Origin of the sequence: Actinoplanes sp. NPDC049668 (assembly GCF_044465445.1) — a bacterium.
In the GTDB taxonomy this organism is placed as follows: domain Bacteria; phylum Actinomycetota; class Actinomycetes; order Mycobacteriales; family Micromonosporaceae; genus Actinoplanes.
The window spans coordinates 873577-887942 of the sequence record NZ_JBITLR010000001.1 but is presented as its reverse complement, the minus strand read 5'-3'; the positions used below and the strand labels follow the sequence as shown (position 1 = coordinate 887942).

General features: G+C 71.2%; 16 protein-coding genes. 7 read left to right on the top strand and 9 right to left on the bottom strand.

All coding sequences use genetic code 11. From position 1 onward, the window contains the following. Positions 1-27: 27 nt before the first annotated feature. Positions 28-735 (bottom strand): DedA family protein, encoded by a 708-nt coding sequence (locus ACIBSW_RS04130; protein WP_354717434.1) that lies wholly within the window; start codon positions 733-735, stop codon positions 28-30. A gap of 406 nt (positions 736-1141) precedes the next feature. Here ACIBSW_RS04130 and ACIBSW_RS04125 point away from each other — a divergent pair, with 406 nt between their 5' ends. From ACIBSW_RS04125 to ACIBSW_RS04115, 3 genes are read left to right on the top strand one after another with little or no spacing between them, the layout of a single operon-like run. Further along, positions 1142-2725, top strand: coding sequence for a circularly permuted type 2 ATP-grasp protein (locus ACIBSW_RS04125; RefSeq protein WP_354717432.1), 1584 nt, complete (start codon positions 1142-1144; stop codon positions 2723-2725). Beyond that, on the top strand, positions 2719-3654 hold the full coding sequence (locus ACIBSW_RS04120) for an alpha-E domain-containing protein (RefSeq protein ID WP_354717430.1): 936 nt from the start codon (positions 2719-2721) through the stop codon (positions 3652-3654). Before ACIBSW_RS04125 ends, ACIBSW_RS04120 begins: the two co-directional genes overlap by 7 nt. Positions 3655-3680: 26 nt before the next feature. Then, positions 3681-4523 carry a transglutaminase family protein gene (locus ACIBSW_RS04115; RefSeq protein WP_354717428.1) on the top strand — a complete coding sequence of 281 codons (843 nt, stop codon included), beginning with the start codon at positions 3681-3683 and terminating at the stop codon, positions 4521-4523. Here ACIBSW_RS04115 and ACIBSW_RS04110 read toward each other — a convergent pair. Beyond that, positions 4507-4959, bottom strand: a complete 453-nt coding sequence (locus ACIBSW_RS04110; protein ID WP_354717426.1) for a DoxX family membrane protein — start codon at positions 4957-4959, stop codon at positions 4507-4509. The two genes, ACIBSW_RS04115 and ACIBSW_RS04110, sit on opposite strands and share 17 nt — an antisense overlap. 76 nt (positions 4960-5035) lie before the next feature. On the opposite strand from ACIBSW_RS04110, the gene ACIBSW_RS04105 reads away from it, so the two are divergent. After that, entirely contained in the window at positions 5036-5614 is a 579-nt protein-coding gene (locus ACIBSW_RS04105) for a TetR/AcrR family transcriptional regulator (protein ID WP_354717424.1), read from the top strand. A gap of 7 nt (positions 5615-5621) precedes the next feature. Here the strand turns inward: ACIBSW_RS04105 and ACIBSW_RS04100 are convergent, their stop codons facing one another. After that, positions 5622-7364, bottom strand: coding sequence for a biotin carboxylase N-terminal domain-containing protein (locus ACIBSW_RS04100; protein WP_354717422.1), 1743 nt, complete (start codon positions 7362-7364; stop codon positions 5622-5624). A 65-nt stretch (positions 7365-7429) separates the two neighbouring features. On the opposite strand from ACIBSW_RS04100, the gene ACIBSW_RS04095 reads away from it, so the two are divergent. From ACIBSW_RS04095 to ACIBSW_RS04085, 3 genes are all read left to right on the top strand, one after another. Beyond that, entirely contained in the window at positions 7430-8029 is a 600-nt protein-coding gene (locus tag ACIBSW_RS04095) for a PadR family transcriptional regulator (protein WP_354717420.1), read from the top strand. An 89-nt stretch (positions 8030-8118) separates the two neighbouring features. After that, positions 8119-9069, top strand: a complete 951-nt coding sequence (locus ACIBSW_RS04090) for an ATP-binding cassette domain-containing protein (protein WP_354717418.1) — start codon at positions 8119-8121, stop codon at positions 9067-9069. Between the two features lie 3 nt (positions 9070-9072). Next, positions 9073-9828: an ABC transporter permease gene (locus ACIBSW_RS04085; protein ID WP_354717416.1), complete on the top strand. Its 756-nt coding sequence runs from the start codon at positions 9073-9075 to the stop codon at positions 9826-9828. Positions 9829-9831: 3 nt separating this feature from the next. Here ACIBSW_RS04085 and ACIBSW_RS04080 read toward each other — a convergent pair whose 3' ends face one another. From ACIBSW_RS04080 to ACIBSW_RS04055, 6 genes are all read right to left on the bottom strand, one after another. Continuing rightward, positions 9832-10485 carry an O-methyltransferase gene (locus ACIBSW_RS04080; protein WP_354717414.1) on the bottom strand — a complete coding sequence of 218 codons (654 nt, stop codon included), beginning with the start codon at positions 10483-10485 and terminating at the stop codon, positions 9832-9834. Beyond that, positions 10482-11114: a nucleoside triphosphate pyrophosphatase gene (locus ACIBSW_RS04075; protein WP_354717413.1), complete on the bottom strand. Its 633-nt coding sequence runs from the start codon at positions 11112-11114 to the stop codon at positions 10482-10484. Before ACIBSW_RS04075 ends, ACIBSW_RS04080 begins: the two co-directional genes overlap by 4 nt. Before the next feature lie 37 nt (positions 11115-11151). Beyond that, positions 11152-12276, bottom strand: coding sequence for a S8 family serine peptidase (locus ACIBSW_RS04070; RefSeq protein ID WP_354717412.1), 1125 nt, complete (start codon positions 12274-12276; stop codon positions 11152-11154). After that, positions 12273-13613: a hypothetical protein gene (locus tag ACIBSW_RS04065; protein ID WP_354717410.1), complete on the bottom strand. Its 1341-nt coding sequence runs from the start codon at positions 13611-13613 to the stop codon at positions 12273-12275. The genes ACIBSW_RS04070 and ACIBSW_RS04065 overlap by 4 nt, the downstream gene beginning before the upstream one ends. Continuing rightward, a complete protein-coding gene (locus tag ACIBSW_RS04060; RefSeq protein WP_354717408.1) occupies positions 13613-14023 on the bottom strand; it encodes a hypothetical protein in 411 nt (136 codons plus the stop codon). The genes ACIBSW_RS04065 and ACIBSW_RS04060 overlap by 1 nt, the downstream gene beginning before the upstream one ends. 107 nt (positions 14024-14130) lie before the next feature. Further along, the gene (locus ACIBSW_RS04055; protein WP_354717407.1) at positions 14131-14328 is read right to left on the bottom strand and encodes an acyl-CoA carboxylase subunit epsilon; all 198 of its coding nucleotides are present in this window, start codon (positions 14326-14328) and stop codon (positions 14131-14133) included. Positions 14329-14366 lie beyond the last annotated feature (38 nt).

Sequence of the window (14366 nt, the reverse complement as noted above, 5' to 3'; positions counted from 1 at the left end):
CCCGGATCCGTACCGCGGGTCCGGGACTCAGCTGCGGGCGCCGGCCGGGTGGTCGTCGGTCGCCTCGCCGCCGGCGTCGCCCAGGGCCGCGACGTCCTTGCGCCCGCCGAACAGCGCCAGGATCCAGCCCGCGGTGCCGAAGATGACCGCCGCCGTCGCGGCGATGGCGAACAGGCGCCAGGCCGACTGGGTGATCGCGGTGCCGCCGACGTGCCCGACCAGGCCGCCGTACGTGGCCCAGCCCAGCGCGGCGGCGCCGTCGTAGATCACGAAGAGCTTGATCGGGTAGCCGCTGCGCCCGGCGTTGTAGCCGGCCGCCATCCGCCCGCCCGGCACGAAGCGGCAGAGCAGGATCACCAGCGGGCCGGGCCGGCGCAGGCCGCGGGTGAACCGCACGGCCGCGCGCTTGGTCTTCGAGTCCGGCTTGTCGACCTGGTCGTTTCTGGGCCCGAAGCGCTGCCGCAGGGCGGTCAGGCGCCCGCTGAACCAGTGGCCGCCGGACTGGCCCGCCGTGCGGCCCAGCACGAACGCGATGGAGTCGCCGGTGAACATGCCCAGCGCGCCGACCGCGATGACCAGCGGCAGGCTCAGGTTGCCGTACACGGTGAGGGCGCCGGACGTGATCATGATGGCCTGGATCGGCACCACCGGGACCATCGCGTCGACCGCCAGGAAACCGAAAAGAGCAAGGTAGGCCCACGCCGGTGTCGCCACTACGGTCAACAAATCGGTCATCGGTCGGCCACCTCGCGGCTCCTGGTCACACGGCATTGTCCGTGCACGCCCCTGAGAATGAGCTGAGTACAGAATGCGCTCTGATCAGGCCCAGGTAACGGTGATGCCCGACACGGTACGTGCTGCGTTGGTCCGCCGTTGCCAATTATCGCGGGCCGCGGCGATCCCCGTGGGTGTAGACCCGGATCGGGCGCTTCTGATGGGGGCCGCGCACGCGTACCGTGGGGGCAGTCCCCGATACGCCGGGTCCCCCGTTCCCGGTGTCTCGGGCGAGCGGCGCCCGCCCGGCCTCGTGCCGGGTGTGTCGCGCCCGGGCCGTCGGTAGGTCCCGTACCGGCGGCCCGCCTCATGCCGGCGCCGTGACCGGTGTTACCCACGCGCAACGAGTCGCCCGTAGTGTCAGGCCATGGCGGATCTTTTCGAGGAGTACCGCCTCGGCCCCGGCTGGGACGAGATGTTCGGCGAGCTCGGCATGCCTCGGGAGACCTACGAGGCCCTGCACGCGACGCTGCAGCCGCTGTCGAGCGCCGAGCTGGGCGTTCGCGCCGAGGTGCTGGCCCGGGCGTTCCTTGACCAGGGCATCACGTTCGCGCTCAAGGGCGTCGAGCGGCCCTTCCCGCTGGACATCGTGCCGCGGATCATCGCCGCCGCCGAGTGGCGCAAGGTCGAGCTGGGTGTCGCGCAGCGGATCCGCGCCCTGGAGGCCTTCCTCGCCGACGTGTACGGCGCCGGCCAGGTCCTCGCGGACGGCGTCGTGCCCCGGCGCATCATCGCCACCAGCGCGCACTTCCTGCGCGCCGCGGCGGGCATCAACCCGCCCAACGGCGTCCGCATCCACGTCGCCGGCGTCGACCTGATCCGGGACGAGCAGGGCAGGTTCCGGGTGCTCGAGGACAACGTGCGCATCCCGTCCGGCGTCAGCTACGTCATGGAGAACCGCCGGGCGATGGCACAGGTGCTGCCGGAGGTCTTCGCCGCCACCAAGATCCGTCCGGTCGAGGCCTATCCGGCGATGCTGCTGCGGGCGCTGCGGGCCGCCGCGCCCGTCGGCGTCGGCAACCCGACCGTCGTGGTGCTCAGCCCCGGCGTCTACAACTCGGCGTACTTCGAGCATGCGCTGATCGCCCGCGAGATGGGCGTCGAACTGGTCGAGGGCCGCGACCTGGTCTGCGTCGGCAACCAGGTGGCGATGCGCACGACCGCCGGCGAGCAGCGCGTCGACGTCATCTACCGGCGCATCGACGACGACTTCCTGGACCCGGTGCACTTCCGGGCCGACTCGGTGATCGGCGTGGCCGGGCTGCTCAACGCGGCCCGCGCGGGCCGGGTCACCATCGCCAACGCGGTCGGCAACGGCGTCGCCGACGACAAGCTCCTCTACACGTACGTGCCGGATCTCATCCGGTACTACCTGGACGAGGAGCCGTTGCTGCCCAACGTGGACACCTACCGGCTGGACGAGCCCGGCGTGCTGGACGAGGTGCTGCCCCGGCTGGGCGAGCTGGTGCTCAAGCCCGTCGACGGCGCCGGCGGCGCGGGCATCGTGATCGGTTCGCAGGCGACCGAGGCCGAGCTGGCCGCGGTGCGCGCGAAGATCGTGGCCGATCCGCGCGGCTGGATCGCCCAGCGCGAGGTGAAGCTCTCCATGGTGCCGACGCTGATCGGCAACCGGCTGCGCGGGCGCCACGTCGACCTGCGGCCGTTCGCGGTCAACGACGGCGACCGGATCTGGGTGCTGCCCGGCGGCCTGACCCGGGTCGCGCTGCCGGAGGGCGCCCTGGTCGTGAACTCCAGCCAGGGCGGCGGCTCCAAGGACACCTGGGTGCTCGCCGACGCCGACGACCCGTCGCCGTTCCACGTGCCGGAACCGCCCGCCGAGCCGGCCGCGCCGCCCGCGGCCGGCAGCCCGGACCCCGGTCCCGGCGCCGGCACGGGCGAGTCGCAGCAGCAACAGCAGCAACAACAGCAACAGGGAGGGCCGCGATGCTGAGCCGGATCGCCGAGTCGCTCTACTGGATCGGCCGGTACGTCGAGCGGGCCGAGGACACCGCGCGCATCCTCGACGTGCACCTGCAGCGCATCCTGGCCGACCCGTGGACGAGCGAGGACCAGGCCTGTCGCTCGCTGCTCGCGGTCATGGGCATGCCGATCGAGGACCAGCCGTTCACCTCCGCCCGGGTGGTCGGCCTGCTCGGCCTCGACGAGCGCAGCCCGAGCTCGGTGGTCGGCGCGCTGGCGGCGGCGCGGGAGAACGCCCGCGGCGCCCGCGAGACGGTCTCCTCGGAGATGTGGGAGTGCCTCAACTCGACCTGGCACGGCCTGCCCAACGCCCGGCGCCGGGTGGAGCAGCAGGGCGTGCACTCGTTCTTCCGCTGGGTGCGCGAGCGGTGCGCGGTGATGGCGGGGCTGACCGACGCCACGATGAGCCGCGACGAGGGCTGGCTGTTTCTGGTGCTGGGCCGCAGCGTCGAGCGGGTGGACATGACGGCCCGGCTGCTGCGTACGCACGAGCGGGCCGGCGGAAGCATTCCCTCCTGGCTGACGCTGCTGCGCTCCAGCGGGGCCTGGGAGACGTTCCTGCGCACGTACCGTGGCTCCCTGGACGATCGTCACGCGGCGGAGTTCCTGCTGCTGGACCGGCTCTTTCCCCGCTCGGTCTTCGCGGCGCTCTCCACGGCCGAGTCCTGCCTCACCGACCTGGAGCCGGACCCGGGCCGCGCGGGCGTGGCGACCGACGCGCAGCGGATCGTCGGCCGGGCGCGCACCAACCTGGAGTTCCGCGGCGCCGACGAGCTGATCGACGACCTGTCGCCGGTGCTGGCCAGCCTGGAGAAGACCTGCTCACAGGTGAACGAGGCGGTGTCGCGGCGCTACTTCCGCCAGACGACGGCGGTCAACTGGGTGCGGGGGGCGGCGTGAGCGTTCCGGTGGTGGACAGTTGGCGGTTGAAGATTCAGCACAAGAGTGGTTTCGACTACGCCGGGCCGGTGTCGTCGTCCTACAACGAGGCCCGGATGTGGCCGCGCAACGAGAGTCATCAGGCGGTGCTGGACGCGCGCGTGGAGGTGTGGCCGCCGGCGCGCACGTACCGCTACGAGGACTACTGGGGCACGGTCGTCACGGCCTTCGACGTGCACGCGAAGCACGAGGCGCTCACCGTGACGGCGACGTCCACGGTGGAGACCCTGCCGCCGGGCGACCTGATCGAGCCGGGCGAGGGCGCCGCCTGGGACGAGCTCGAGATGCCGGAGAACGTGGACCGCTGGTACGAACTGCTGCTCGCGTCGCAGCGCACGGCCCTGGACGGCGAGCTCGCCGGCATCGCGGCGGACATCCGGGGAGCGCACGGCACGCCGCACGCCGCGGCGCTGGCCGTGTGCGAGTTCGTCCGCGGCGAGGTCGCCTACCAGCCGGGCGCGACCGGCGTGCAGAGCGACGCGCTGCACGCGTGGTCGCAGCGCAAGGGCGTCTGCCAGGACATCAGCCACCTGACGGTCGGCCTGCTGCGGGAGATGGGGCTGCCGGCCCGGTACGTGTCGGGCTACCTGCACCCGTCGCCGGCGGCGGCGATCGGCGACAGCGTGGTGGGGCAGAGCCACGCCTGGGTGGAGTGGTGGGTCGGCCGCTGGACGGCGTTCGACCCGACCAACGGCGTGCCGGTCGGCGAGCGGCACGTCGTGGTCGGCCGGGGCCGCGAGTACGGCGACGTGCCGCCGCTCAAGGGCGTCTACGCGGGCCCGCAGAGCACGGGTCAGGGCGTCGAGGTGACGATCACCCGGCTCCGCTGAGTGCGATCGTCAGCGCCGCTCCGATGTAGAGCAGCTGTAACGCGGTGCGCGGGAGCAGCGGGGTGACCTGCTTCCCGCCGAGCGTGACCCGGCGGCGGGCCGCGTGGATGTTGGCCGGGAACATGGCCACCATCAGCAGCGCGAGGCACGCCGCCGCGAGCCGGTAGGTGGCGGGCAGCAGCAGGCCGGCCGCGCCGGCGAGCTCCAGCACGCCCGTCGCCGTGACCAGCAGGTCCGGGCGGGGCAGCCGGGGCGGAACCATGGCGATCAGGTCCGCGCGGCGGCCGAGCCCGAAGTGCGCGAGCCCGGTCAGCACGAACATCAGGGCGAGTCCGGCCCGCAGGGCGGGCAGCCAGCCGTCCAGGGCGTCGACGCCGAGCAGGCCGAGCAGGCGGGCGAGGCCGGTGCCGCCGACGAGGGTGATCAGGGGTGCCATCTCGATCCTCCAAACTTGTCACTGCCAAGATGCACTCGGCCTCGATATCTTGTCAATGGAAAGATATGGTGGCCACATGGCGAAGGAGCGGTACCACCACGGCGATCTGCGCCGGGCCCTGCTCGACGCGGCGGCGGAGGCGATCGCCGAGAGCGGGCCGGCGGCGCTGAGCCTGCGCGACCTGGCCCGGCGGGCCGGCGTCTCGCACGCGGCGCCGACCCACCACTTCGGCGACAAGCCCGGCCTGCTCACCGCGCTGGCGACGGAGGGCTTCACGCAGCTCGCGGCGGCGCTGACCGAGACCCGCGCGACGACGGGAAGCTTCCTGGAGCTGGGCGTCGCCTACGTCCGGTACGCCACGACGCACCGGGCGCACTTCGAGGTGATGTGGCGGCCGGACCTCTACCACGCCGACGACCCCGCCCTGACCGCCGCGCGGGAACGGGCCGGCGAAGCGCTCTACGCCGGAGTCGCGGACCTGCCGGACGGCCAGGGTGCCGCTGGGGCCGACGTGCGCGAGGCCGGGCTGGCCGCGTGGTCGCTGGCGCACGGCTTCGCGACGTTGTGGCTCAGCGGCTCGCTACCGCAGAGCTCCGAGGAGCCGCCGGACGAGGCGGCCCGGGCCGTCCTGCGCCGGCTGAATCATGGCGGCTAGGCGGGGCTCAGGAGATCTCGCAGATCACGGCGCCGGCGGTGACCGTCGCACCCGCCTCGACCGAGAGGCCCGAGACCGTGCCGGAGCGGTGCGCCTGCAGGGGCTGCTCCATCTTCATCGCCTCGACGACCACGATCACGTCGCCCTCGGCGACCAGGTCGCCGTCCTGGACCGCGACCTTGACGATGGTGCCCTGCATGGGTGCGGTCAGCGCGGCAGCGCCCGCACCCGCCGCCTGCTTCGCGGGCCCCGAACGGCGGGTCCGAGGGCGGGCTGGGTCGACTGTGCGCGTACCGGAAAATAGGTTTGCCGGGAGGCGCACCTCCAGGCGCTTGCCGGCGACCTCGACCACGACGGTCTCGCGTTCCGGTGCCTCGGCGCCGGAGGCCGCGGCCGGGGCGAACGGCTCGACGCCCCCCTGCCATTCGGTCTCGATCCAGCGGGTGTGGACGGTGAAGTCGATGAACGCCGGGTCGCGCACGACGAGGCGGTGGAACGGCAGGACCGTCGCCATGCCCTCGATGACCGTCTCGTCCAGGACGCGGCGGGCGCGTTCGAGCGCCTCGGTGCGGTCGCTGCCGGTAACGATGATCTTCGCGAGCAGGGAGTCGAAGTTGCCGCCGATCACGCTGCCCGCCTCGACGCCGGTGTCCACCCGCACGCCGGGTCCGCTCGGCCAGGTCAGGTCCGTGACCTGGCCCGGGGCCGGCAGGAAGCCGCGGCCCGCGTCCTCGCCGTTGATCCGGAACTCGATCGAGTGGCCGCGCGGCGCCGGGTCCTCGGTCAGCGCGAGCACGCCGCCGTCGGCGATGCGGAACTGCTCGCGGACCAGGTCGACGCCCGCGGTCTCCTCGCTGACCGGGTGCTCGACCTGCAGCCGGGTGTTGACCTCGAGGAACGAGATGGTGCCGTCCTGGCCGACCAGGTATTCCACCGTGCCGGCGCCGTGGTAGCCCGCCTCGCGGCAGATGGCCTTGGCGCTGGTGTGGATGCGGGCGCGCTGGTCGTCGCTGAGGAACGGCGCCGGCGCCTCCTCGACGAGCTTCTGGTGGCGGCGCTGCAGGGAGCAGTCGCGGGTGCCGACGACGATCACGTTGCCGTGCGTGTCCGCCAGGACCTGGGCCTCCACGTGCCGGGGCCGGTCCAGGTAGCGCTCGACGAAGCACTCGCCGCGGCCGAAGGCCGCGACCGCCTCGCGCGTCGCGGACTCGAAGAGCGCGGGGATCTCGCCGAGCGTGCGGGCGACCTTGAGGCCGCGGCCGCCGCCGCCGAACGCCGCCTTGATCGCGACGGGCAGGCCGTGCTCGACCGCGAACGCGACGATCTCCTCGGCGTTGCGGACCGGCTCGGCCGTGCCCGGCACCAGCGGGGCGCCGGCGCGCTGCGCGATGTGCCGGGCGGTGACCTTGTCGCCCAGGTCGCGGATCGCGGCCGGCGTCGGGCCGATCCAGGTCAGACCCGCATCCAGTACGGCCTGAGCGAAGTCGGCGTTCTCCGACAGGAAGCCGTAGCCGGGGTGCACGGCGTCGGCGCCACTGCGGGCGGCGACGTCGAGGAGCTTGTCGAAGCGCAGGTAGGTCTCCGCCGCGGTCTCGCCACCCAGGGCGAACGCCTCGTCGGCGAGCCGCGCGGGCATGCCGTCGCGATCGGCGTCCGCGTAGACGGCCACGCTGGCCAGGCCCGCGTCCTTGCAGGCCCGGATGACACGGACGGCGATCTCGCCGCGATTGGCGATCAATACCTTGCGCACGGGGTGAGCTTATCGTCAGGTACCGGCAAAATTCTCAGTCAAGTTTGCCTATTAGGCTGTGAGATATGTCGGCGACCCGCATGATGATCCTCGGCCTGGTCCAGTGGATGCAGCCCGTGCACGGCTACGACGTGCGCCGCGAGTTGCTCAGCTGGAGCGCCGACAAGTGGGCCAACGTGCAGCCCGGCTCGATCTATCACGCCCTGCGCAAGCTCGCCGACGAGGAGCTGCTGCGCGAGGTGGCCACCGAGCAGGTCGGCTCGCGCCCGGCCCGGACCACGTACGAGATCACCGAGAAGGGCGCCGAGGAGTTCACCTCGCTGCTGCGCGGCAACTGGTGGTCGATCGCGACGCCGCCGGATCCGTTCATGGCCGCGTTCTCGTTCCTGCCGGCCATGCCGCGCGCGGAGGCCGCCGCGGCGCTGCGCAACCGGGCGGCGCAGCTGGGCGCCGGGAACGAGCAGCTGCGGGCCGCGATCGGCGCCGACTGGGCGCGCGCCAAGCCGACCTTCGTGACGTGGATGTGGGAGCTGTCCATGGAGCGCTCGGAGGCGGAGATCCGCTGGTGCGGCCGGGTCGCGGGGCTCATCGAGTCGGGCGAGTCGTATCTGCCGGCCGACTCCGGGGCGAAGGACCCCGCGCCGACGGGATGGCACGACGCCTGATTAATCAAGTTTGACTAGTCGCATCGATCGGTCTTACGCTGCCTCACGACCGCTGGCGGGCATCCGTCCGCCCGGGACTGGGGAGCACCATGATCGAAACACGGGGACTACGGAAGTCCTTCACCTCCCGCCAGGGGCGGGAGAAGAAGATCGTCGAGGCCGTCCGCGGCGTCGACCTGTCGGTGGACGAGGGCGAGATCTTCGGCTTCCTCGGCCCGAACGGCGCCGGCAAGACCACCACGCTGCGCATGCTCGCCACGCTCGTCGAGCCGGACGGCGGTGACGCCGTCATCGCCGGCGCCGACCTGCGCAAGAACCCCGGCGAGGTCCGGCGCCGGATCGGCTACGTCGCGCAGGGCGGCAGCACCTGGGACGACTCGACCGCCCGCGAGGAGCTGGTGCTGCAGGCCCGCCTCTACGGCGTCTCCAAGTCCGACGCGCTGGCCCGCTCCGCGCGCGTGCTGGAGGGCTTCCAGCTCAGCGAGTACGCCGACCGCAAGTGCAAGACCTACTCCGGCGGCCAGCGCCGCCGGGTCGACATCGCCCTCGGCATCATCCACGAGCCCAAGGTGGTCTTCCTCGACGAGCCGACCACCGGCCTCGACCCGCAGAGCCGGGCACACATGTGGGACGAGGTGCGCCGGCTGCGCGACGAGGGCATGACCGTCTTCATCACCACGCACTACCTGGACGAGGCGGACGCGCTCTGCGACCGGATCTCCATCATGGACAACGGCGAGATCGTCGCCTCCGGCACGCCGGCGGCGCTCAAGCGCGAGATCTCCGGCGACGTCGTCACCGTCGGCGTGCCCTCGCCGGCCCGGGCCGCCGAGGCACTCGGCTCGGCCGACTTCGTCAACAAGCTCGAGACGCACGACGACAACGTGCGGCTCTACGTCGACGAGGGCGCGACCGCGATCCCGCTGATCCTGCGGGCGCTGGACGGCGCGTCCGTGCAGCTCGAGTCGATCGAGCTGCACCGGCCCAGCCTCGACGACGTGTTCCTGACCAAGACCGGCCGATCCCTGCGGGAGAGCTGAGCCATGAAGCTGCTGCGCGACACCTCACTGATCTTCCAGCGGCAGATGCAGCTCCTGCTGAGAAACCCGGTCTGGATCCTGGTCGGCATCTTCCAGCCGGTGATGTACCTGCTGCTGTTCGCCCCGCTGCTCAAGCCGGCGCTCGGCGTGCGCTCCAACGCCGAGGCGTACGAGATCTTCGTGCCCGGCCTGCTGGTCCTGCTGGCCATCTTCGGCGGGCTGTTCCAGGGCTTCGGCCTGATCGCCGAGCTGCGGGCCGGCGTGATCGAGCGCTCCCGGGTCACCCCGGTCAGCCGGTTCGCGCTGCTGCTCGGCCGCTCGCTGCGCGACACCGTGTCGCTGCTGGCGCAGGCGGTCATCATCACGCTGCTCGCGCTCCTGTTCGACCTGCGCGTGTTCATCGGCTACCTGCTGCTGGCGTTCCTGATGCTGGCCCTGATCTCGCTGATGACCTCGGCGCTCTCCTACGGCGTCGCGCTCGCGGTGAAGAGCGAGGACGCGCTCGCGCCGCTGATGAACACCGTCGCCCAGCCGGTACTCCTGCTGTCCGGGATCCTGCTGCCGCTGACCTTCGCGCCCGGCTGGCTGCAGGGCATCGCGGACTGGAACCCGTTCTCCTGGGCGGTCAGCGGCGTGCGGGCGCTGTTCATCGGCGACCTGGCCGCGCCCGAGGTGTGGCAGGGCCTGGCCATCATGGCGGTGCTCGCGGCCCTCTCGCTGGCCTGGGCGGCGCGGCTGTTCGCCCGCAGCGTGCGCTGACCGCTAACGGCGCCGGGCCATCGTCAGCCCGTCCGCGATGGGCAGGATGACCAGCTCGACGCGGTCGTCGTCGCGGGCCAGCTCGTTGAAGGCGGCGATGGCCCGGCCGTTCTCGTCCCGCGGATCGACGACCTCCCCGGACCACAGGACGTTGTCGATCAGCAGGACCCCGCCGGGCCGCACCCGCGGAACGAGCTCGTTCCAGTACGCCGGATAGCCGCCCTTGTCGGCGTCGACGAAGACCAGATCGAGGTGCGGCTCGGCGGGCAGCTCCCGGAGCCGCTCGGCCGCCGGCCCGATCCGCAGCTCGATCCGGTCGTCGACGCCGGCCCGCCGCCAGTACTTGCGGGCGATCCCGGTGAACTCCTCGGAGATGTCGAAGCAGGTCAGGCGCCCGCCGTCGGCGAGACCCCGGGCGATGGAGAGCGAGGACAGCCCGGTGAACGTGCCGACCTCGACCGCATTCCGTACGCCGATCAGGCCCGTCAGCAGGCGCAGGAAGGCGGCCTGCTCCGGCGCCACCTGCATGACCGCGTCACCGGGCAGGACGGCCCGGGTCTCGGCGATGAGATCGGCGGTGATCTCATCGGGCGGGGTGCCGTGGCTCAGCAGGTACCGGTGCAGGTCCTCGGTGAGCGAGAGCCCCTTGTAGGTCATGCGTCCTCTTTCCCGCTGGTGCGCCAGAGCTGGGGAACCGTCACGCCGAACGTCCTGAGCAGGCGGCGGAGCAGCGGAAGGGACAGGCCGATGACGTTGCCGGCGTCCCCCTCGATCCGGTCCACGAAGGCGCCGCCCTTGCCGTCGATGGTGAACGCGCCGGCGACGTGCAGCGGCTCGCCCGAGGCGACGTAGGCCTCGATCTCGCCGTCGCTGAGATCGGCGAAGTGCACGACGGTGGAGCCGACGTCCTCGGCCTGCTTGCCGCTGGTGAGATCGGTCAGGTGATGGCCGGTGTGCAGCACGCCGGAGCGGCCGCGCATGGCGCACCAGCGCTTGACGGCCTCGGCGGGCGTGTGCGGCTTGCCGAGGATCGCACCGTCGAAGGCCAGGACCGAGTCGCAGCCGAGGACGAGGACGCCCGGATCGGCGGGGAGGGTGGCGGCGACGGCGCGCGCCTTCATCCTGGCCAGGGAGAGACAGAGGTCGGCGGCGTCGGTGGCCTCGACGGTGGACTCGTCCACGCCGCTGACGAGGACCTCAACGTCGATGCCGGCGGCGCTGAGGAGGGCCCGGCGTGCGGGGCTCGCGGAGGCGAGCACCAGGCGCGGGGAAGAATCGGTCTGCACGGAGAACAACGCTACAAGTCCGGCTTTTCGCGACGGGTCAGGGGGAGGCGCCCGGCCGACGGCGCGCGACCAGAAAGGCGACCAGCCCGCCGAGTAGAACCACGACGGCGACTCCGCCGACTATGAACGGGGTCTTACTGCCGGCGGGCTCGGTTGTCGGGGGTGCGGCGGCGGTGTCCGACCGGGTCGGTGGGGGCGCGGTCGACGGGGTGGCGCTCGCACTCGCGGACGAACCGGAACCAGCGCCGTCTTTCAGCGCGGCAACAAGGTCGAGAACCCCATGCCCGTAATCGCTGTCGACGCCAGGCTTGCCCTTGTCGATAGCCGTGGATTCAAGCCGCTCCACAACCTCTGCGGCGGTCATATCGGGATACTTGCTGCGCAGAAGTGCCGCCGCGCCGGAAACGATAGCCGCAGAGTCGGAAGTGCCGGTGCCGGCGCGATAACCGCCGTTACGGCCGGTACTTTCGATGTCCTCGCCTGGCGCCATCAGGTCCAGCGCAGCTCCGGAAACCGAGATGGCCGCCTTCTTCCCGGAGCGGTCGGTCGCGCCGACAGCGACGATGCTCTCCAGAAAGGCCGGCGCCGTAATGGTGAAGTCTTCGGGCTTGTTGCCGGCGGCCGCAACGATGACGACGTCCGCATCCTTGGCTGCTTTCACCGCTGACAGGGTTGCGGGGTCGATGCCGCCGCCAAGGGACAAGTTGATGACCTTTGCGCGGCGCTTTATCGCGTAGGCGATCGCCTCGCCAATTTTGGCGTTCTTTTGCGGCTTCTTGTTGAACACCCGAATAGGGAGAATTTTGACGTCTGGTGCGATACCCAAGGCGCCGGTGTTCTCGCCGCCATGAGCTGCGATCAGTCCGGCCATCGCGGTGCCGTGCCCAGTGCCGTCTGTTCGCCCATTGCCGCCGCGTGTGAGGAAGTCGGTGCCGTTCAGAACAGTTCCGGAAAGGTCCGGATGGTCGGCCACGCCCGAGTCGATAACTGCGACGGTAACGCCCTTGCCTGTGCTTGTGCGCTGAGCCTCCGCGACGTCCAGGAAGTCAAGGTGCCACTGCTTGTCTCGGACGGCGTCTGCGGCAAGGGCCGGCGTGCCACAAAGAGCGGCGCTGGCTCCAACCAGCGCCGCCGCAATCACTGCCAGGAAGCGTCGAGTCATCTCTGATAGCCGATGACGGGTCCCGGATCGATGGGACCCGGAGCGGCCGGCGGAAGCACCACCGGATCGACACCCTCTTCGGTTGCCCACGGGTTGTCCGGATCCCATTGCTTCGACTCGGCGGCGTCACGCCGGCTGCGGCCCTTGCCAGCGTGGTTGACCAGCGGGCCGTTCGGCGCCATGCCGCGGACGGCCGGGCCGCCGTGTTGCCCGATGACGCCGCCGACCGGGTTGACCCGAGGCCCGGGTCCAGGTCGGCTACCTGAGCTTCCCGCCGGCATCTGACCGATTAATCCGCTGCCCGGAGTCGCGCCGATTACCCCGCCGGAAGGCATGGTCATGCGGTTGGCGGGACCAACGCCCAAGCCGTTCTTGACTGTTGTCCCGGGTGGGATGCCGTTAGGGGGAACCAGTCCGGGTCCGCCGGGTGGCGTGATGAGGCCGGGCGTCGGGCCGGGGGGCGCGGGGCTGGGACCCGAACCGGGTTGAAAGCCTGAAGTCGGGGGAGGAACCACGGGAGTGGAACTGACACCGCCAAGAACCAGCCCGCCGTCCATGCCAGGGCTGTTCGGGCTGGCCAGGGCAGGTGTCGAAGGCTGAGCCGGCGAGGGCGACACCTGGCTGACGGACGCTCCAGAGCCGCTGGCGCTCCCTGCACCGGGAGGGGGAATCGCAGGCGCTACCGCGAATCCAGGTCCTAGGTTGGTTGTCGACTCGCCATCGGAGGAACCGTCCCGCCCGATTCGTGCCGGGTCGTAATGCTTGGGGTTTTGGAGGGCCGCGTTTCCGCTGATCAGCGTGCTGCTGAGGTCGTACATGATGGCGCGGGCCTGGTTGTTCAGTTGCTCCTGGCGGGCTGACGGCACCGGAGGTGGTCCCGGTGACGGCGTCGGTCTCGGTTCCGTGACCGTGGCTGCCTCGGCCTGTTTCGCCTGCCAGTCGAGGTTCAGCTGCCGGTTCGCCTCGTATTCGTCGAGGATGGGCTTCAGCTTCGTTCGGGCCAGGCTCAGGGTGAGCGTCACGGTCGCGAACGTCGTGTAATTCGCGGACGCCGCGTCGTGTGTGGCCTGTAGGTCCGCGAGCAGCCGGTCCAGCCGCTCGAGGTAAGCCGCCGCGGCCGGGCTCTTCGAGGGCGGCCAGACGCCGGCCAGATTGTCGCGGTACATCTGGACCTGTGCGCGGTGCGCCAGGGTCAGCTCGGCGGTCTTGCGCCAGCCCTCGACGACGTCGTAGTGCGGGCCGGTGTCCTGGTTCGCGATGGCCGACCACATGAAACGGACGTCCTTCGACATCCAGTCCGTGCCGCCGTAGCCGCCACCGCCGTCCGCGATCAGCATCAGCCGTCCACCCTCGTCCCCTCGTCGAGGGGATCGCTGGCGGCGGCGAACGCGTCGGTCACGTCCGCGACCTTCGCGTGCGAGTACGCGTCGGTGGTGCGGTATTCGTCGCTGATCGACCTGGCGACCGTGGCGAAGTGGTGTGTGCCGTCGCGGAAGTTGAACGTGTTGGAGAACGTCTGCTGCTGCACCTCGTGGTGGCGCGCGAGGAATCCGCCCAGCTCGGGGAAGTCGGCGCTGCCCGCCGGGAGCTCGGTCAGCATGGCCGTGACGACCTGCTGCAGGTGCGGCTCGTAACCGGTGGCGACCTCGTTGGCCAGGGTCGCGGCGAACTCCTCCATCGCCCGGATGTCGGTCTCGATCGAGCCGAAGTCATCGATCCACGACGGCGGCTCCCTGTCCACAGGCATCGCCGGTGCCTCCCCCGAGAATGCGAAATCTCCCGCGAGAATAATCCGTCACCGCCCGCCTCCGCAGTCCCCGTCCGGGGCTGTGGACGAACGAGACCGGTCGATGCCTACCGGGGTAGCGCCGACTCCCGCCACGACGTCCGGCCTGCGGCTGGGCGGGCGCTTCTGGTCCAGGCGGAGATCGATGGGCGGGCCGAATGTGAATCCGGCCCGGTGTGCCCGCCGGCCACGACGCAGACCAGCGCCGCGAGCTCCTCCGGGGTCGGCGTGCCCCGGACGACTTTGACCAGCGGTTCCTCATCCATTGATCAAGGATACGGCGGTTCGGGTGGTTCCCGGTGAC